This window comes from Flavobacterium chilense (assembly GCF_001602525.1).
GTDB classification, from domain to species: domain Bacteria; phylum Bacteroidota; class Bacteroidia; order Flavobacteriales; family Flavobacteriaceae; genus Flavobacterium; species Flavobacterium chilense.
On the sequence record NZ_LSYT01000003.1, the window covers coordinates 339896 to 360518 of the forward strand.

Sequence of the window (20623 nt, forward strand, 5' to 3'; positions counted from 1 at the left end):
AGCTTTAGCTGGAGGTTTAGAAGAAGATAAAAATTGGGCTTTAGCCAAACTAATTATTTGGCTAAAGCCCTAGAAATGCAAATACTTTATGACCTCCAGCTAAAGCTGGAGGCAATTGAAAAAAATATCGCTCCTCTGGAGCTTTTGTATATTGTTGTTATTTTTCTATAAATATTTCGTCCCTCCGGGACTTTCATAAAAGCTCTGGAAGAGCGAAATATTTATAGAAAAAGAATGTTTAGAAATTAGTTTAGCTCCAGAGGAGCGACATATTTTTCAATAATTTAAAGAATAAAAAAAGCATATTAAAAGTTTAAAACAAAGATTAATAATCCAAATAATCCTTTAATCTGTGGAAAAAAAACAAAAAAAATGAAAAAATCAATTATTGTACTAGTAGCGATTTTAGCTAGTTTTCAAATCAATGCCAAAATCAAACTGCCTGCATTATTTACTGATAACATGATGTTACAGCAAAAATCAAACGCACCAATTTGGGGCTGGGCAGAAAAGAACGCTAACATTGTAATCAAAACTTCTTGGGATTCTAAAATCTATAAAATAAAAGCAGACGCGTCAGGTAAATGGAAAGCAGAATTACAGACTTCATCTTTTGGTGGTCCTTATACTATTGAAGTTTCAGAAGGAACTGAAAAAATAACCATCAAAAATGTTTTACTGGGTGAAGTTTGGCTTTGTTCAGGGCAATCGAATATGGAGATGCCATTAAAAGGATTTCAAGGACAGCCTGTTAAAAATGGAAACGAAATTATTGTAAGATCAACTAATAAAAACATTCGTTTAATTACGATTCCAAGAGCAACAGTTTTAGAACCTTTACAAGATTTTGAAGGGAAATGGGAAGAGGCTTCTCCAAAATCGACTTCAAACTTTAGTGCAACAGCTTGGTATTTTGGATCGCTTTTACAGGAAGTTTTAAATGTCCCTGTTGGATTGATTCATGTTTCGTACGGTGGTTCGAGTATGGAAGCGTGGATGAATCAGGAAATGTTGAAAGATTTCGCGAGCGCTAAAATTCCGACTACAAAAGAAGAATTGGTAAAAGATCCAAATCGAGTTCCAACGACTTTGTTTAACGGAATGCTTTCGCCTGTAATTGGTTACGGAATTAAAGGCTGTATTTGGTATCAGGGAGAATCAAATTACGAAAGAGCTTCTGAATATACTGCTTTAATGAAGAAAATGGTAAGCAGTTGGAGAGCGTTGTGGAATCAGGGAGAATTTCCTTTCTATTTCGCTCAGATTGCTCCGTTTAATTATGCTTCCTTTCATCCAAAAGATTATCAGGAAAAATACAATTCGGCTTATTTGAGAGAGGCGCAGTTTAAGGCTTCAAAGGAAATTCCGAATGCAGCAATGGCAGTTTTAATGGATGTTGGAGAAGAAAATAACATTCATCCAATGGATAAAGAAAAAGGAGGAAACCGTTTGGCTTTTCAGGCTTTGGCAAGAACTTACGGAATTGAAGGTTTTGAATTCGAAAGTCCGAAATACAAATCAATGGAAATAAAAGATGTTGCTGTAACGGTTTCTTTTGATGATGTTGCTAACGGAATTACGTCTTATGATAAAGAAGTTTTAGGTTTTGAAATAGCAGGAGCAGACAAAGTTTTTTATCCAGCTAAGACTGTGGTGAGAAGAAAATCGGTGGTGCTGACTTCTGATAAAGTGAAAAATCCTGTTGCAGTTCGCTATTTATGGAAGGATTTCGCAAAAGCGGAATTGTTTAGCGCAGGTGGTTTGCCAGTTTCTTCGTTTAGAACAGACGAATGGTAATTTTTTAAACCATATAAGTTATATAAGAAAATGTAAGTTTTGTGTTTTGCTTGTCTTTTAGGAAATATAAGTTTAGAAATGAAAGCTTAGCTTAAATTATCTTTTATGACTTATATGGTTCAATAATAGTATTCTATATAAAATATTAATACGTTGAAAAATTTAATACTTCTATTTTTTCTCTTCACGACACTTTGCCTCAAAGCGCAAATCCCTGCGCTCGATAATTACAATCAGGTTTGGACAACGCAGAGCAATAATTCATCAGAATCTATGCCTTTGGGAGGCGGAGATATTGGTATGAACATTTGGGTTGAGAAAGGCGATTTGTATTTTTATTTTTCACGAAGCGGAACTTTCGATGAACATAATACTTTATTGAAATTAGGAAGAGTAAAAATGACTTTAAGTCCGAATCCGTTTGAAGGAAAAGATGGTTTTCATCAGGAATTAAAATTGAAAGATGGTTATGTTTTAGTTGGGCAAAACAACACAAAAATCAAACTTTGGGTAGATGTTTTTAAACCGATTATTCATATGGATTTAGAAAGTAGAAATCCGTTGAAAATGACAGCTTCTTATGAAAGTTGGCGTTATCAAAATCGTTATCCGAAAGGAAAAGAAAACAACGCTAATTCCTATAAATGGGCGCCTCAAGGAGAGCTTGTTACGTATAAAGATTCTATTTCGTTTGAAAATAACGGTATCAAATTTTACCACAGAAATCGAGAAAATACGGTTTTTAACGTTGCGGTAAAACAACAGAAAATGGAATCGGTAAAAGACCAAATGCTGAATCCGATTGCGAATCTGACTTTTGGAGGATTCATGAAAGGCAATAATTTAAAACCAGACGGAACATATCTTGGGAAATATCAGGATACCGATTTTAAAGGTTTTAATTTAACAAGTATTAAACCATCCAAAAAACATTCATTAGAAATTTATTTAAACACCAATCAGTCAGATTTTTCTACTTGGGATAATGGATTGAAAAGTTTGATTTCTCAAAATAAAAACACAGCAAAACAAGCCGAAAAAAACACTCAAAAATGGTGGAATAATTTCTGGAATCGTAGTTTTATTTTCACTCAAAAAAATCAGTCAACTGCAAAAGATTCAGTGTATCAAATTGGACAGAATTATCAGTTGTTCCGATATATGCTGGGATGCAATGCGTACGGAAAATATCCAACCAAATTCAACGGCGGACTTTTTACGGTTGATCCTGTTTTTACTAATGCAGCCTTAGATTTTACTCCTGATTTCAGAAATTGGGGCGGAGGAACCATGACAGCTCAAAACCAAAGATTGGTTTATTTTCCGATGGTAAAAAGTGGTGATTTTGATATGATGAAATCTCAGTTGGATTATTACATCAGTCTTCAAAAAAATGCTGAATTGCGTTCTAAAGTCTATTGGAATCATAACGGAGCATCATTCACAGAACAATTAGAAAACTTTGGTTTGCCAAACCCGGCAGAATACGAATGGAAACGTCCTGCAGATTACGATCCGGGAATGGAATATAATGCGTGGCTAGAATATGAATGGGATACGGTTTTAGAATTCTGCCAAATGATGTTAAAGCAAAAAGAATATGCTGGAGAAGACATTCAAAAATACAACCAATTCATTATAAGCTGTCTTCGATTTTTCGATGAACATTATCAATATTTAGCCAAACAAAGAGGCAGAAAAGCTCTGGATGGAAACGGAAAATTAGTTCTTTTTCCGGGTTCGGGAGCAGAAACGTATAAAATGGCGAATAATGCCAATAGCACGATTTCGGCTTTGCAAGTTATTACAGAAAACCTTTTAAACCTTTCTGGTAATCAATTGTCAAAAGAAGACTCAGAATATTTAAAAGCATTTCAAACTAGAATTCCGCCTTTAAATTTCGGGCAGATCGAAAATCATAAAGTTTTACTACCTGCTAAAACTTGGGAAAGAGTGAATAATTCAGAAGTTCCACAATTGTATCCTGTTTATCCTTGGGGAATTTACGGTGTTGGAAAACCTGATTTAGAAACGGCTTTAAATACATGGAAATACGATCCAGATGCTTTAAAATTTAGAAGTCATGTAGGATGGAAGCAGGATAATATTTTTTCGGCTCGTTTGGGTTTAACCGAGGAAGCGATGAAATACAATACACTAAAAATGGCCAATTCAGAACGACGTTTTCCTGCTTTCTGGGGACCAGGTTTTGATTGGGTTCCAGATCATAATTGGGGCGGATCGGGAATGATTGGTATGCAGGAAATGCTTTTGCAGGAAGCAGACGGAAAGATCTATCTTTTCCCAGCATGGCCAAAAGATTGGAACGTTCATTTTAAATTACATGCCAAACAAAATACAACAATTGAAGCCGAACTCATGAATGGAGAATTGAAGGTTTTAAAAGTAATTCCAGAAGAAAGAAAAAAAGACATTATAAATCTGCTAGGAAAATCTGAAGTAGAGAAAACAAAATTAAACTAACTATTGCTAATTAAGATGATAAAGAAATTAATAAGTGCTGCAGTTTTGTCCATGCTTTTAACCACAAACGGACAAGCACAATCAGTTCAAAATACTGATAAACAAATTGTAAAAGTCGACTTTGATTTTTTTCAAAGAAGACTAGAAGAAGTTCATGATCCGAGTTATGATTCATGGGTAATTAACGAAGGAAAAGAAGCGGAGAAATCATTTAATAATGTGTCTTTTAAGTTAAAAGGAAACTTTACTTCAAAGTGGTACAAAGTCGGAATGAGTGCTCCATTTTATAATAGATTAGGAAGTGATGGTTTGGTTACAGCTGAGAATTTAGAATTGAAAATAAGCGGATTGAAATCTGGAAAACATACACTTTTGACTTTTCACAATGCTTTTGATGTCATTACAGGAAAAACTTTTTCTCCGATAAAAATCTACGTAAACGGAAAGCTTCAGGAAACGGTAAATGCGAGTCAGAGAGCCAATGCTAAAATTGACGCTTCGATGGCTTATATTACTTTTAATGCTGAAAAAGGGAAAGACGTGATCGTTCGTTTTGAAATTGATCCAACTTCAAATCCTGATATCGTAAAACAAATTGTAATCAACGGTTTTGAAATTGATACACCAAATTTGATGAATCAAGCGCGTACTCCAGAACCAAAAAATAGAGATGAACATGTTGAAGTAACAAAGAGCTTAACCTTAAAATGGGATGCTGTAAAAAATGTGGCCTCTCATAAATTGTACTTCGGTGAAGATAAAAATGCGGTAGAAAATGCAACTGAATCTTCAAAAGAATTTAAAGGAAAACTGACTGAGAAATCGTATTCAGTTTCTGATTTATACAGCGGAACAACTTATTACTGGAGAGTCGATGAAGTGGATAATAATGACGAAGTGACTTTAGGAAACGTTTGGTCGTTTAAACCTGCACAATTAGCATTTAAAGGCGCAGAAGGTTATGGACGTTACGCAGTTGGTGGACGTGGCGGAAAAGTAATTGAAGTAACCAATTTAAATGATGACGGTCCGGGAAGTTTACGTGATGCGATCAATCAGGAAATTGGACCAAGAACGATTGTTTTTAATGTTTCGGGAAATATAAAACTGGCTTCGAGATTAGTAGCAAATCAGCCTTATATTACTATTGCGGGACAAACAGCTCCGGGTGAAGGAATCACAATCAGCAGAGCGCCAATTGGTTTGACCGGAAATGATGGTGTAATTCGATTTTTAAAAGTAAGAATTGGCGGCGGAACTACTTTTGACGGAATGGGATTAACAGGCGCTGATTACAGCATTATTGATCATTGCTCGATCAGCTGGACAATTGATGAATCGTTTAGTTCGCGTGGTGCGCATCATATTACTTTACAACGAACTTTAATTTCTGAAGCTTTAAACATTGCGGGACATGATAAATATCCTGCTGGAAAAATGCACGGTTTTGCAGCAACAATTGGTGGAGATATTGGAAGTTTTCATCATAATTTACTAGCACATAATCAAGGTCGAAACTGGAGTATTGGCGGTGGCTTAAACGGTGACGGCTATTACACAGGAAGATTGGATATCACCAACAACGTGGTTTACAATTGGGGTGGAAGAACAACTGACGGAGGTGCAAACGAAGTAAATTTTGTAAACAATTTTTATAAACCGGGTGCTTCAACTACCATATTTGTAGCCTTAAATGCGCAACACGAAGGTGTCGGAAAAGGAATGCAACGTTACTATTTTAACGGAAACATAATGCCGGGTTACTTTGATGAGAAATCTCAGGATAAAGGCAGAAAATCTACTATAAGTCATAATGAGAAAGTAGATTATGAAACTTTCGTTGACAAACCATTTTTTCCTTCTTATGTAGAAACGCAATCAGCGAAAGCGGCTTATAAAAATGTGCTTTCAGATGTTGGTGCTAATCAGCCGTTTTTTGATAAACATGATAACAGAATTGTAGAGGAAACTTTAAAAGGAACTTTCACTTATAAAGGAAGTAAAAGCGGTTTAGGCGGAATGATTGATAACGAACAAGATGCAGGCGGATGGCCAAATTTTGTATCAGAAACTCGTCCAGCAGATTGGGATACAGATCATGACGGATTGCCAAACTGGTGGGAAAAAGCTTTTGGGTTAAACGAAAATTCAAAAGTTGGAGATTTCTCAGATGCAAATCAAGATAATGACAAAGACGGATTTACTCAATTAGATAATTATTTAGACTGGTTGGCTCAGCCTCATTATTTTATCAATTTAAAAGATAAAAAGACTTTAAACATAACAGATTATTTCAAAGGATATGAAAACAAACCAGTTTATACTTTCTCTGATCTTAAAAATGGAAAAGTGGTTTTAAAAGGAAAAGAAATTCAGTTTACAGCTGTTGAAAAAGGATTTGCTTCTTTCGTTCTAACTGTAAAAGATGTAGACGGAGATTCAATGAGCAGAACCATTAATTTCTTTGTAAAATAATATTAAACCATATAAGTGATATAAGAAATTATAAGATTGACTTAATGCTATGTGGTTTAAGTTCAAGAAAGTTTAGTTTAAATGAACTTAGATTACTTATATGGTTCAAAATCATTATAAAATGAAAAATTTATTAAATGTTTCCCTTAGCTTGTTTTTTATTAGTGCTGGAATATTGGCCCAAAATAAAGGTTTGGTTGCGAATTCAGAAAGTCCGTATTCAAAATTGCAAAGCGTAGGCTTGCAAGATGTAAAATGGACAAACGGTTTTTGGAAAGAACAATTTGATGTAGAAACCAAAAATACATTGCCATATATGTGGGATTTGTATCATAACGATGAGATTTCGCATGCATACAAAAACTTCGAAATTGCAGCAGGTTTAAGCAAAGGAACTTTCAAAGGGCCTTCGTTTCATGATGGTGATTTCTATAAGATTTTTGAGGGAATGGCAGCGACTTATGCTGTCACAAAAGATAAAAAACTCGATGCTGAAATGGATAAAACTATTGCGCTTTTCGCGAAAGTACAGCGCAAAGACGGTTACATTCATACGCCAGTTTTAATCGATGAACGTTGGGGTACTTTAGGCCCGGAGGAAGTGAAAAAACAATTGGGTTTCGAAAAATACAATATGGGACATTTAATGACTGCAGCTTGTATTCATTATCGTGCTACAGGAAAAACAAATTTCCTGAATATCGCAAAAGGTGTTGCTGATTTCTTGTATGATTTCTACAAAAAAGCTTCACCAGAATTGGCTCGAAATGCAATTTGTCCGTCTCATTACATGGGAATTGTAGAAATGTATAGGACGACCAAAAATCCGAAATACTTAGAATTGGCTAATAATCTAATTGATATTAGAGGAACTACAAATGACGGAACCGATGATAATCAAGATAGAGTTCCGTTTAGACAGCAGACTACCGCAATGGGTCACGCTGTAAGAGCAAATTATCTTTATGCCGGAGTTGCCGATTTGTATGCTGAAACGGGAGAAAAGAAATTATTAGACAATTTAGAATCCATTTGGGATGATGTAACCTATCGCAAAATGTACATTACTGGAGGTTGTGGATCTTTATACGATGGTGTTTCGCCAGACGGAACTTCTTATGATCCAACAATGGTTCAGAAAATTCATCAGGCTTACGGAAGACCTTTTCAATTGCCAAATGCAACAGCTCATACCGAAACCTGTGCTAATATTGGAAATGTATTATGGAATTGGAGAATGCTTCAAATTACGGGAGAAGCCAAATATGCTGACATCGTTGAATTAGCATTATACAATAGTGTGCTTTCGGGAATGGATTTAGAAGGAGAAAAATTCTTGTATAATAATCCGCTGAATGTTTCCAATGATTTGCCATTTCACCAGAGATGGGGAAATGAACGTGAAGGATATATTACCTTATCAAACTGTTGTGCGCCAAACGTAACGAGAACCGTGGCGGAAGTTGGAAATTATGCTTACAATATTTCGAAAGAAGGTTTGTATGTAAATTTATACGGAAGTAATCAATTGAAAACAAAGTCTTTAAATGGAGAAGAAATCGAAATCGAACAGCAAACCAATTATCCGTGGGACGGGAAAATAACATTGAAAATTGTAAAAGCGCCAAAAGATTTACAAAATTTCTTTTTAAGAATTCCTGGCTGGAGTCAGAATGCTGAAGTTTCAGTTAATAATTCGAAAATTACAGATAAAATCGCTTCTGGAACTTATTTGAAATTAAACCAAAAATGGAAAAAAGGAGATGTAATCGAATTGAATCTTCCAATGCCGGTTGAATTGATGGAAGCGAATCCGTTGGTTGAAGAAGTTAAAAATCAGGTTGCTGTAAAAAGAGGGCCTTTGGTTTATTGCTTAGAATCAGATCAGCTTCCTTCGAAAATAAGTGTAAATGATGTGGCTTTGAATTTGAAATCGAATTTCGCAACAAACAATTTCATCTTGAATAATAGAAATTTAGTAAGCATTGATGCAGAAACCGTTATAAATTCAAATAATTCATGGAATAAAACGTTGTACAAACCGCTTTCTTCTAAAAATGTTGATGCTGTACAAGTAAAATTGATTCCGTATTTTGCATGGGGAAATAAAGGAAAAGGAGAAATGACAGTTTGGATGTCGCACTAAATTTTGGATGCGGATGAAACGGATTTACTTCGTAAAGACGCGGATTATAAACGGATTTAACCCCACAGTTTGTCATTCCGAGGAACGAGGAATCTCCACAAGTAACTCTACAAAGATTGGCGAATCACAATGAGGAGTTACTTACGAAGATTTCTCCCTACGGTCGAAATGACAAATAGAAGAAGAATAAACAACTCAAAACATATGAAATATATCCTAGCATTACTTTTAATAACAACATTTTCCTTATCAGCCCAAACGCTCGATGATAAATTGACATTAACCGTTGCACAAGATGGTTCGGGAGATTTTAAAACCATTCAGGAAGCGATAAATAATTTGAAAGACAATTCAGTAAAAAGAGTTATAATTACTATAAAGCCAGGAAAGTATGTCGAGAAATTGGAAATTCCAACTTCAAAACCCTTTATTACTTTAAAAGGTTTAGACAGAAATAAAACCATTATTTCATTTGATGATTATTCGGGGAAACCGCTTCGAGAACTTGATTCGTCAGGAAAAAAAGAATTTGGAACAGGAACTTCGTATTCTTTCATGATCAAAGGAAATGATTGTACGCTTGAAAATCTAACTGTAGAAAATACAGCGGGACGAGTAGGGCAGGCGGTTGCACTTCACATTAAAGGCGATAGAATTATTGTTAAGAATTGCAATCTTTTAGCAAACCAGGATACACTTTATTTATCAGAAGGAAATACCCGAACTTATTTTGAAAATTGTTTTATCAACGGAACAACCGATTTTATCTTTGGCGCTGCAACGGCTTATTTCTATAAGTGTACTATTGAAAGTTTAGTCAATTCTTATATTACAGCGGCTTCAACTCCGCAAGGGCAAACTTATGGTTTTGTTTTTGTTGATTGTAAGCTTACTGCGAAAGACAAATCAGTCGATAAAGTATTTCTGGGAAGACCTTGGAGACCTTATGCACAAACTGTTTTCATTAATACAGATTTAGGTTCGCACATTATTCCAGAAGGTTGGAATGCCTGGATAGATACTAGATTTCCGGATAAAGACAAAACAGCTTATTATGCGGAATACGGAAGTAAAGGTGGGAGTGCAAAAAATATCTCACAGCGAGTGTCATGGTCACATCAATTAAAAAAAGAAGATATTAAAAAGTATAATAGAGATTTAGTTTTAAGTGAATGGAATCCTGATAAATAAATCTAAAAATTAGAATTATTATTCTTACCGATTATCTTGCGAGTGGCTGACCTTACTGCGTTGTAGTAAGTTTTGGTCACTCCTGTTTTTAAATTTAGTGTAAAAATCACGTTTCATTTTTTTATTGGTCAGAATTTACGTTTAAAAAAAATATTTTTTTGTGAAATATTTAAGGATTGTTTTAGGCCTCATTCCCTTGATTATCTTGTAAGTTTTTTACTTTTAATTGAAAAATGGATCGTAAAAGTGTAAGCATTTTTTGCTGAATTGATACTGACTTAACTTATTCAAAAACAGAGTGTCGGCGCGTTATTTTGCATAAAATAGACATAAAATTCCTTTTTGATGCATATTCTTTTTCTTTTATCAAAAAAGACTGCTTCCCATTTCGGTATGCTCAAACAATTTCTTTAATTTTTCTATATCGCACATTTATTCTTTCTCTTTTTTATTAATATTGTTTTTTTGAGTAGTTTTTTTTTAGATAATGCCATTAAAACAGGATAGAGCAGGACGGTTGTAATGTATCGTCGTTATATTTTTGGTATACAAAAAATAAATGTGTTTTAAACATTTAATAAGATTTACTTAAAGTTTGTTTTATTAAAAAGAAGCATATTAACATGACTAACAATTACTAACCTAACCAAAAAAAACATTTATGAAACAAACACTTTTAAAGAGATGTAGTTTTCTTTTGTTTACATTAATGACCGTGATGAGTTATGCTCAAAACTCGACCACTTACACTATTGTAACCATAACAGGAACTGTTACTGATAATTTAGGTGGCCAATTGCCCGGAGTTAACGTAACTGAAAAATCTACAAAAAATACAGTGACAACAGATTTTAATGGGCAGTATACAATTAAGGTAAAAGCAGGAGGGACCTTAGTATTTTCTTTCATCGGAATGAAAAAGTCTGAGATTGCATTAAACGGACGCACTATTATTAATGCCAAGTTAGTCGAAGATTCAAATCAATTAGATAATATAGTGGTTGTAGGTTATGGTACCCAGAAGAAAAAAGAACTTACAGGGGCTATTGCAACTATTAAACCAGATGATTTAATGGATTTGCCAGTAACCAACTTATCTGATGCCTTAAAAGGATTGGTACCAGGTCTTGCCGTTACAGGCGGTTCTGGTCGTCCGGGAGATGCTGCTAGTATTCAGATTCGTCAAACTTTTGGTTTTTCAAAAGATGGAAATTCAACTATACCATTAATTGTAATTGATGATATGGTTCAGGTTGACCCGGCAACAGGTAAAGCTACCTTAGATGCCTTTAACAGATTAGATCCTTCAGAAATTGAAAGTATTACTGTCTTAAAAGATGCATCAGCTGCTATTTACGGTTCACGTGCATCCCAAGGTGCCGTAATTGTAAAAACTAAGAGAGGAAAAGCAGGTAAAGCTAAATTTAGCTACAATAGCCAATTTGTAGTAAATGATGCAGTTAGCCATACCAAAACCATGAGTGCTTATGAGTTTGGAGTTTTTAGTAACAGGTTCTTCACAGGACAAAATCCGGCTACTGTTCCCGCTAACTTGTTTTCTGCAGCAGAACTGGAGGAAATGAAAGGTTTAAATTATGATTGGTTAAAAGAAGCCTGGAAACCAGCTATTCAGCAGAAACATTCGTTTAATGTAAACGGTGGTAGCGAAGATATTACTTATTTTGCAGGAGCTACATATTTAACGCAAGATGCAAATTTAGGATATCAGAAATATGATAAATGGAATTACCGTACCGGAATTAATGCCAAAATAGCGAAGAACTTAGATTTTTCTGCTTCTATTTCAGGAACTTCTGCATTTATAGATAAATCATTTACTAAAGCATCTGCAAATATTAGCGATGGTAGTTATGGTAGTGCCGCGGGTGGTGAACAAGCTGATTATGGATATTTAGTGCACATGCCGAAATTTATTCCATGGCAGACAGTAGTAGATGGTAAAACGTATTACATGTCTCCATTTCCTAACACGAATAAAAATTTTGGAAGTGCAAATGCAAATAACAATATAGCAGGATGGAATTACTTTGCCAACCTAAATAATGGATCTCACCAAACTACAGATGATTCTTCTTTCAATGTTAATGCTTCTTTGAACTATAAAGTTGCAGCTATTAAAGGATTATCTTTTAAAGCAACTTTTTCAAGAACTAAAAATTCTACCTATTCTGAACAAATCCAGTTACCATATGATTTAGCAAGAATTACAAATTACCAATTGCAGGATAATAAGCTTGCAAGTGCAGCTTATCCTAGTGCAATTACTAAAAATCCTGAGGTAGGAGGAATGATTGATTACGCTATAGAAACTAACGTTAGAAACTCAAGAGTATATTACAACAGTAATTTTTCTAAAAGTACACAAGCAGATTTTTTTGCCAATTATAGCAGAACTTTTGGAGATCACCAAATTAGTGGAATGTTTGGTATTGAAAGATCAGAATCTGAATGGGAGAGTACTCGCTTAGCATATACAAATACTCCTAAAGATTATCTTGGAGATTGGCGTACTGCAGGAACAGTAGATACAGGTAATTCTACAGCTCTAAAAGGAAACAATGCAACACTTTCGTATTTCGGAACTTTGAATTATAATTATAAATCAAAATATTTATTACAGTTTCTTTTGCGTAGTGATGCTTCTACAAAGTTTGCACCAGAAAATTATTGGGGAACTTTTCCTTCTCTTCAATTGGGTTGGGTTGCCTCTAAAGAAGAATGGTTTGAAAGAGCTCTTCCAGGAGTAAATTTCTTTAAATTAAGATACTCAATCGGTAAAACCGGAAAAGATAACCTTCAGCCTTGGAAATGGTATCAGTTTTATGATCTTACAGTCAACAAAGGTTGGCAGTTTGGACCTAATGGAGGTCAGTTAGGTTCAGGGTTAACTCCAAAAGTAAATCCAAACAGAGATGCAAAATGGGATTCTACATTAAAACAGAACCTTGGTCTAGATTTAGCTTTCTTAAAAAGTAGATTGGAAGTGAATGCAGATTTCTACTACGATATCACAAAAGATATGTTGACTGATATGGGTAGTGCGACAGGTGTGCCTATTTCAGTTGGAGGTGCATTTGCAGAACAAAATTATGCACATGTTGATGCTTGGGGATCTGAACTTAACATTAACTGGAATGATAAAGTTGGTAAAGTAAGTTACAGTGTAGGGGTGAACTTTAGTTATGCAGATAACAAAATTAAAAGATATCCGGACCAGGGAAATTTACTTCCATCAAATAATACACGAAGAGAAGGATATTCAGAAGGATTTAATCCGGTATGGGGATTCAAAACATGGAAAGGAACCTCAACAGGAGATGGTATTTTGCGTACAGATGAAGATATAGCCAACTATTGGAACTATCTAAGTACAAATGCAGCTGCAGCAGGTAAAACTCCAAGTTATTTAACAATAGTCGATCCAACTAAAATTCTGAAAGGGTCATTAGCTTATCAGGATCTTGCTGGTACTCTTAATGCTGATGGAACACTTACCGGACCTGATGGACAAATTCTTGCAGGTAATGATTATGCTAAATTGGCAAAAAGCAGCAGAACATATGGTTTTAATACCAATTTAGGTTTCAAGTACAGTAATCTATCTTTAAAGACTCAAATTTCAACATCTTGGGGAGGAGCTAATTTTGTTGACTTAGTAAGCCAGCCAACTTCTAGTGCCAGCAACATGTGGTCACGCGAGCCCTTCTGGAATGATATGTATGGGGTTGATAATTTAAATGGTAAATATCCTAATTTAGCAACAACAGGTGTATTAAGTCCTTCTGATTTTTGGCAGATTAGCACTTTTCGTTGTTTCATCAGAAATTTAACTGTTGCCTATGAAATTCCTAAACAAGTTTTCGCTAATACAAAAGTCAATAATATATCATTGGGTATAACAGGAAATAATCTTTGGGATTTATATAACCCATATCCGGGGCATTACAGAAATATGTACGATAATTCATCTGTGGGTTACCCTACACTTAGATCATGGTCGTTTAATTTCAATATCTCATTCTAATTTAAACTCGATTGTAACTATGAAAACAAAATTTAATATATATATAACTTTGGCACTTGTACTAGTTTTAAGTGCTTCCTGTAGTGAGAATTTTCTGGAAGATGTTAAGCCTATCGGACAATATGATGATTCGTTCTATCAAAATCAGGCACGTGTACAGGCTTATGTTGATAATCAGTATTATGATTTTTTTGCCTCTTTCAAAATGCCGACTGCCAGTGTAATTGGTGTTTACACAGATGCAAATACAAAACTTACCGAAGAACAGGGAGGCGTTCAGGATTATACAAATCCAAGTAAGCTCCTTAATACTTCAGATGCTGCTAAAGATTATTTTGGAGCAAAAATAGGTACAGGTCTTGTTAACAATGCTTATACAAGAATTAGAGAATGTAATAATTTAATTGAAGATATTGATGTAAAAGGAGCAAGCTTAGATAAAACATTCCGTGATCGTGCAAAAGGACAAATGTATTATATGCGTGCCATACAATATTTTGATTTAATGCGTACTTATGGAGGTGTTCCTATTGTTACGAAAGTTATGAGCCCTTCTGTTGATGATGAAAGTATAAAACTACCAAGAGCAAAAGTTTCTGAAGTTGTAGCTCAGATAGTTAAAGATTTAGATATGGCTGCCAGTTTATTACCGGGAGATTGGGATTCTGCCAATTACGGACGTTTCACAAAAGGGGCAGCTTTGGCGCAAAAATCCAGAGTATTATTAACCTTTGCAAGCCCTTTGTTTAATAAAAGTTGGGACGGATCGAATGAGCGTTGGCAGGCAGCATTAGACGCTGGATTGGCTGCAGAAGCAGAATTAAGTCAAAACGGTTACGGATTATACGGAAGTACAATTAAAGAATGGGAATCTATGTTTTTAATTGATAACATAAAATGTAGAGAAGCAATCACCGTACAGCTTTTATCTGCCTCAAATAGTGATGTCAATTTTAATGTAAATAATAACTGGGAAAAATCTACTCGTTTACCTAGTCAGGGTGGAACAGGCGGAATTTCTGCACCTAAAGAAATGATTGATTTATTCCCATTAGCAGATGGTAGAAGACCAACTGCAGCAAATGGTTATAATGATTTTACTTTCTTTGTTAACAGAGACCCTAGATTCTACAGAACTTTTGCTTTTTCAGGAGTTAAATGGGGGTATAAAGAAAGTGCTAATGCTGTTTTCTGGTCTTATCGTTGGCTGGATAGTGCTAACAAAGCTTACTTCAATGATCTTAATACTACAACAACAAGTCCGGCAGTGGTTAGAAAAATGACTAATCAGACGGCAAGTAATGCAATGAATTATGCTTATTCGCCAACTGATATTATAGAATATCGTTACGCAGAATTATTATTAAATATAGCAGAATGTTATGCGGCACTAGGACAAACTGGAAATACTATTGCTTATTTAGGAAAGATTAGAGCTCGTGTTGGTATTCCTTCAGGCAATAATTATGGAATTGGTACTTTGACAGACAAATATGCCGCTATTGAAGCTTGTTTATATGAGAGAAGAGTTGAATTAGCCTATGAAGGGAAACGTTTTTGGGATGTTCAGAGATGGATGTTATATGATAACGAAACACTTCCGGGTACTAGTGGAGGAACAGTTAGTAAATTAGGTTTAACACCAATTAACGGAACACAAAGAACTGGAAATTATTTACAATATAGAACTACAGCAACAGCAGCAGATCCTTTAACAGCTTCACGTGCAAGCATAGTTGTTGATCCAGATGCAGCTGCGGCTACTTTCCAAACGCAATTGAATACTTTGGCAGCTTATTACAATGCTAATTTTGTGCGCACTACTTTAGTTACTCCTATGGATAATGTTAGTGGAACTGCTGTTAAAATTAAATTCAATCCAAATTATTATATAAGTGGTCTTAATACAACTGCTTTAACATCAAACCCTTGGTTATTGCAAACAATAGGCTGGAATGATAATTTTGGTGGAGCTGGAACTTTCAACTATCAGGAATAAAACATAAAAACATAAAAAACGATCACCTGTACTCATTTTGATACAGGTGATTTGTTTAAAAACGCTTACCGTAATTAAAAATTAACATGAAAAATTCAGCATTATTTATCTTGACGCTTCTGTTTTTGGGAAGTGCAAATTGTTTCGCACAATACCCGAAGATAAGCCCGGAAGTTCAGGCGCAGGAAAAAGCTATTAAAGAAGAAGCTCAAAAACTTTCTGATGAAGCCTGGGAAAAAGCTTTAGTGATTATTGAAGAAGAAGCAAAACATGGAAAACCATATATTCCGTGGGCAGCAAGACCAACCGATTTACCTCAGGCAGAAATTCCTGCTTTCCCGGGTGCTGAAGGTGGCGGAATGTATACATTTGGAGGTCGTGGCGGAAACATCTACACCGTTACAAGTCTGGAAGACCGCGGACCTGGAACTTTACGTGAAGCCTGCGAAAAAGGAGGAGCAAGAATAATAGTATTCAATGTTGCCGGAATCATCAGATTAAAAAGCCCGTTAATTATTCGTGCACCATATATTACAATTGCAGGACAGACAGCTCCCGGAGATGGTATTTGTGTTGCCGGAGAATCAGTTTGGGTTGACACTCACGATGTAGTGATCAGGCATATGCGTTTTCGCCGTGGAGAAACTTTCGTAGGTCGTCGTGATGATGCTATTGGAGGAAATCCTGTTGGAAATATCATGATCGATCACGTATCTGCAACTTGGGGATTAGACGAAAATATGTCAATCTACAGACATATGTACAATCCGGGACCAGGTTATCCGGATATTAAAGTTGGAACGGTAAATATTACCATCCAAAACAGTTTATTCGGAGAAGCTTTGGATACTTACAATCATGCTTTCGGAAGTACTTTAGGTGGAGAAAACTGCTCTTTTATGAGAAATATGTGGGCAAACAATGCAGGTAGAAATCCTTCTATTGGTTGGAACGGAATTTTCAATTTTGTGAATAATGTAGTTTTCAACTGGTACAACAGATCTACAGATGGTGGAGATTATACTGCTAATTACAATATCATAAACAACTTCTATAAACCAGGACCTGTAACCGATTTAACACAGCCAATAAGCTATAGAATCCTAAAACCAGAATCAGGAAGAAGTAAATTACCATACATGGTTTTTGGTAGAGCTTATGTAAACGGAAACGTGGTAAACAATAACGAAAAAGTGACCAAAGACAATTGGGACGGCGGAATTCAGCTAGAAAATAAAAAAGGTGAGTTAATGACTTATGAAGAATCGAAAACGTATTTCGATAAAATGAAAGCAGACAAACCTTTCCCAATGCCTTGGTTCAACAAATTCATGACGGCTGAAGAATCGTATGAATTTGTACTTAAAAATGTTGGAGCTACTTTGCCAATCAGAGATAAAGTAGACGAAAGAATTGTAAGAACAGTAAAAACCGGAATTCCGGAATATGCAAAAGGATTAGAGAAAAAAGAATTCTACCAATTCGAACACAGACGTTTACCGATGGATTCGTATAAAAAAGGTATCATCACTGATATTTCTCAAGTTGGAGGATATCCGGAATACAAAGGAAAACCTTATGTAGATACAGACAAAGACGGAATGCCGGATGCATGGGAGAAAAAATACGGTTTAAACCCGAACGATCCATCTGATGCAAAAGGAGATTTAAACGGAGATGGATATACCAATATAGAAGATTACATCAACGGTGTAAATCCTGCAATAAAAGTAGACTGGAAAGATTTAGCTAATAACAAAGAGACTTTAGTTAGACCTTTATTAGATTTAAAATAAGAAAAACAGAAAAAATTATTTAACACATAGAAACATAGATTAAATCTAAAAAAGAAAATAAAAGAAAATCCAGATTTTGCACACATAGCTATGTGTATTAATAACAAGTGAAACGCCTTTTATGGACAAAGAAAATCTATGTTTCTATGTGTTTAAAAAAATAAAGACAATGGCACTAAATAAAATAAATGCTGGTTTATTATCGCTTGTTTTTGCATTTTCAACTTTAAATGCACAACAGCATTTAGATCCTGAATATGTAAAAGTTACTAACGAAAGAGCTGCAAAAATCGTTACCAAATTAGATTTGAAGAACGAAGCAAAAGAAAAAGCAGTTTCAAATATTATCGCGCAGCAATTTAGAGATTTAACTGAAATCCAGGACGGAAGAGATGCTGAAATAAAAAAAGTGAAAGAAGATACTTCTTTAGCCAAAGAAAAGCAAAACGAGAAAATTGATAAACTGAAGTCAAAAGCAGACGAATCAATTGCAAAACTGCATAAATCTTATATCAAAAAATTAGGTAAAGAATTATCAGAAGATAAAATCACTGAGGTAAAAGACGGAATGACTTATGGAGTGCTTCCTATCACAGTCGCAGGTTACAACGATATGTTGCCAAATTTAACTGCAGAACAAAAAGACTATATCTACAAAGCTTTAGTTGAAGCCAGAGAGCATGCAATGGATGCAGGTTCATCTAAAGAAAAACACGGCTGGTTTGGTAAATATAAAGGAAGAATCAATAACTATTTATCCAAACAAGGTTACGATTTAAATAAAGAAAGTGCTGACTGGCACAAACGTATCGAAGAAAGAGAGAAAAGTAAAACAAAAGATTCTACTGTAAAAGAATAAATTTCTTTGACTTTTTACCAAAAACTATTAACTACAACCACACACAATTCATGCAAAATATTTTTCCCAATCGTACTTTAAAGAGAACATTTATGGCGCTGTCATTTTGTTCGCTTGTATCATCGGCATATGCCCAATATCCCGTAATTCCAAAGCCTGTTCAGGAAAAAGCAGATGCTATTTTAGCGGATGAAGAAAAAAGGCTGAGCGAAATCTGGAATAATAATCTTCATATAATCAAAGAAGAAGCAAAACAAGGAAAACCATATTTACCTTGGGCATCCTATCCAAAAGATTTTGTTTTTGCTGATATTCCTGCTTTTCCAGGCGCAGAAGGCGGTGGAGCTTACACACAAGGCGGGCGCGGCGGAAAAATATTTGTAGTTACGAGTTTAGAAGACAGCGGAAAAGGTACTTTTCGTGAAGCTTGTGAAGCTGTTGGAGCGAGAACAATCGTCTTCAACGTTTCAGGAATTATTCGTTTAAAGAAAAGAATCAGCATGCGTGCGCCTTACGTAACCATTGCGGGGCAAACTGCTCCAGGTGACGGAATCTGTATTGCCGGAGAAACTTTAGAAATCGACACACATGACGTTATTATCAGACACATGCGTTTCAGACGTGGGGAAACTGATGTAACCAGAAGAGATGATGCGTTGGGAGGAAATCCGATGGGAAATATTATCGTAGACCACTGCTCGGTAAGCTGGGGATTAGACGAAAATGTTTCTTTATACAGACATCAGTTTGCTCCGAATTCAAAATCAAAATTGGAAAAATTACCAGCTTGTAATATCACGATTCAAAACACTATTTCATCAGAAGGTTTAGACACGTATAATCACGCTTTTGGAAGTACAATTGGCGGATTAAATAGTACTTTTATGCGCAACTTATGGGCCGACAACATTTCGAGAAACGCTTCTATCGGAATGTATGGTGACTTTAATTTTGTGAATAACGTAGTATTTAATTGGTGGAATCGTACGCTGGACGGAGGAGATTATCGTTCGATGTTGAATATCATCAACAATTATTTTAAACCGGGGCCAATTACACCACAAAACGAACCTATTGCACACAGAATCGTAAAACCTGAATCTGGATATATTGAGCCAAAACAATACGGAAGAGCTTACGTTTCAGGAAACTTTATTGTTGGTTCTCCTGAGGTGACAGCGGACAATTGGAATGGCGGTGTGCAATTGGAAAACCTTCCAGAAGCAGAAACAAAAGAATTTTTAGCCGCAATCAAACAGCCAAAACCTTTTTCAATGCCAAAATTCAATATCATGTCAGCAGAAGAAGCTTATGATTTTGTTTTGACGAATGTTGGAGCGACAATTCCGAAAAGAGATGCTGTTGACGAAAGAATTATCAAACAAGTTAAAACTGGAAAAATCGAAGTAAAAGACGGTTTAGAAAATTCAATCGGAAAAGAATATATCAAAAGAAGATTACCAGCCGATTCATATAAAAAAGGAATTATAACGCATCCTGATCAAGTTGGCGGATATCCAACTTACAAAGGAAAAGCGTATAAAGATTCAGATAATGACGGAATTCCAGATGCTTGGGAAAAGAAATACGGTTTAAATCCAAATGATGCTTCAGATGCTAATAAAGATGCAAACGGAGACGGATACACCAACATCGAGAAATATTTTAACGGAATCGATCCAAACACTAAAATTGATTGGACGAAAACGGAAAACAATACAGATACTCTAGCGAAGCTGAAATCATTGTTGCAATAGTTAAGTATTCTCAACGTAAACCTGACAGGTTTTTAAAACCTGTCAGGTTTATGTACACTAAGAATATCCACCTA

At 35.3% G+C, this 20623-nt stretch carries 10 protein-coding genes; all 10 read left to right on the forward strand.

All coding sequences use genetic code 11. The features are described 5' to 3' along the window. Positions 1-372 precede the first annotated feature (372 nt). Complete coding sequence (locus A4F88_RS10740) at positions 373-1797, forward strand: sialate O-acetylesterase (protein ID WP_068842606.1); 1425 nt, start codon at positions 373-375, stop codon at positions 1795-1797. A gap of 153 nt (positions 1798-1950) precedes the next feature. Further along, on the forward strand, positions 1951-4281 hold the full coding sequence (locus A4F88_RS10745) for a DUF5703 domain-containing protein (RefSeq protein ID WP_068842607.1): 2331 nt from the start codon (positions 1951-1953) through the stop codon (positions 4279-4281). A 15-nt stretch (positions 4282-4296) separates the two neighbouring features. Then, on the forward strand, positions 4297-6756 hold the full coding sequence (locus A4F88_RS10750) for a pectate lyase family protein (protein ID WP_068842608.1): 2460 nt from the start codon (positions 4297-4299) through the stop codon (positions 6754-6756). Between the two features lie 121 nt (positions 6757-6877). Beyond that, positions 6878-8902 (forward strand): aceric acid hydrolase, encoded by a 2025-nt coding sequence (locus tag A4F88_RS10755; protein WP_068842667.1) that lies wholly within the window; start codon positions 6878-6880, stop codon positions 8900-8902. A gap of 204 nt (positions 8903-9106) precedes the next feature. Further along, complete coding sequence (locus A4F88_RS10760) at positions 9107-10093, forward strand: pectinesterase family protein (RefSeq protein WP_068842668.1); 987 nt, start codon at positions 9107-9109, stop codon at positions 10091-10093. Positions 10094-10754: 661 nt separating this feature from the next. After that, positions 10755-14138: a SusC/RagA family TonB-linked outer membrane protein gene (locus tag A4F88_RS10765; protein ID WP_068842609.1), complete on the forward strand. Its 3384-nt coding sequence runs from the start codon at positions 10755-10757 to the stop codon at positions 14136-14138. A gap of 19 nt (positions 14139-14157) precedes the next feature. Further along, positions 14158-16137 (forward strand): RagB/SusD family nutrient uptake outer membrane protein, encoded by a 1980-nt coding sequence (locus tag A4F88_RS10770; RefSeq protein ID WP_068842610.1) that lies wholly within the window; start codon positions 14158-14160, stop codon positions 16135-16137. A gap of 86 nt (positions 16138-16223) precedes the next feature. Continuing rightward, on the forward strand, positions 16224-17933 hold the full coding sequence (locus A4F88_RS10775; RefSeq protein WP_068842611.1) for a polysaccharide lyase: 1710 nt from the start codon (positions 16224-16226) through the stop codon (positions 17931-17933). A 169-nt stretch (positions 17934-18102) separates the two neighbouring features. Then, positions 18103-18792, forward strand: a complete 690-nt coding sequence (locus A4F88_RS10780; RefSeq protein ID WP_068842612.1) for a DUF3826 domain-containing protein — start codon at positions 18103-18105, stop codon at positions 18790-18792. Positions 18793-18842: 50 nt separating this feature from the next. Continuing rightward, complete coding sequence (locus A4F88_RS10785; protein ID WP_068842613.1) at positions 18843-20549, forward strand: polysaccharide lyase; 1707 nt, start codon at positions 18843-18845, stop codon at positions 20547-20549. Positions 20550-20623 lie beyond the last annotated feature (74 nt).

What these genes read in the sequence shown, in the direction of transcription:
- A4F88_RS10760 (WP_068842668.1), top strand. Translation starts at nt 9,107, where the DNA reads ATGAAATATATCCTAGCATTACTTTTAATAACAACATTTTCCTTATCA.
- A4F88_RS10765 (WP_068842609.1), top strand. Translation starts at nt 10,755, where the DNA reads ATGAAACAAACACTTTTAAAGAGATGTAGTTTTCTTTTGTTTACATTA.
- A4F88_RS10750 (WP_068842608.1), top strand. Translation starts at nt 4,297, where the DNA reads ATGATAAAGAAATTAATAAGTGCTGCAGTTTTGTCCATGCTTTTAACC.
- A4F88_RS10775 (WP_068842611.1), top strand. Translation starts at nt 16,224, where the DNA reads ATGAAAAATTCAGCATTATTTATCTTGACGCTTCTGTTTTTGGGAAGT.
- A4F88_RS10780 (WP_068842612.1), top strand. Translation starts at nt 18,103, where the DNA reads ATGGCACTAAATAAAATAAATGCTGGTTTATTATCGCTTGTTTTTGCA.
- A4F88_RS10785 (WP_068842613.1), top strand. Translation starts at nt 18,843, where the DNA reads ATGCAAAATATTTTTCCCAATCGTACTTTAAAGAGAACATTTATGGCG.
- A4F88_RS10740 (WP_068842606.1), top strand. Translation starts at nt 373, where the DNA reads ATGAAAAAATCAATTATTGTACTAGTAGCGATTTTAGCTAGTTTTCAA.
- A4F88_RS10770 (WP_068842610.1), top strand. Translation starts at nt 14,158, where the DNA reads ATGAAAACAAAATTTAATATATATATAACTTTGGCACTTGTACTAGTT.
- A4F88_RS10755 (WP_068842667.1), top strand. Translation starts at nt 6,878, where the DNA reads ATGAAAAATTTATTAAATGTTTCCCTTAGCTTGTTTTTTATTAGTGCT.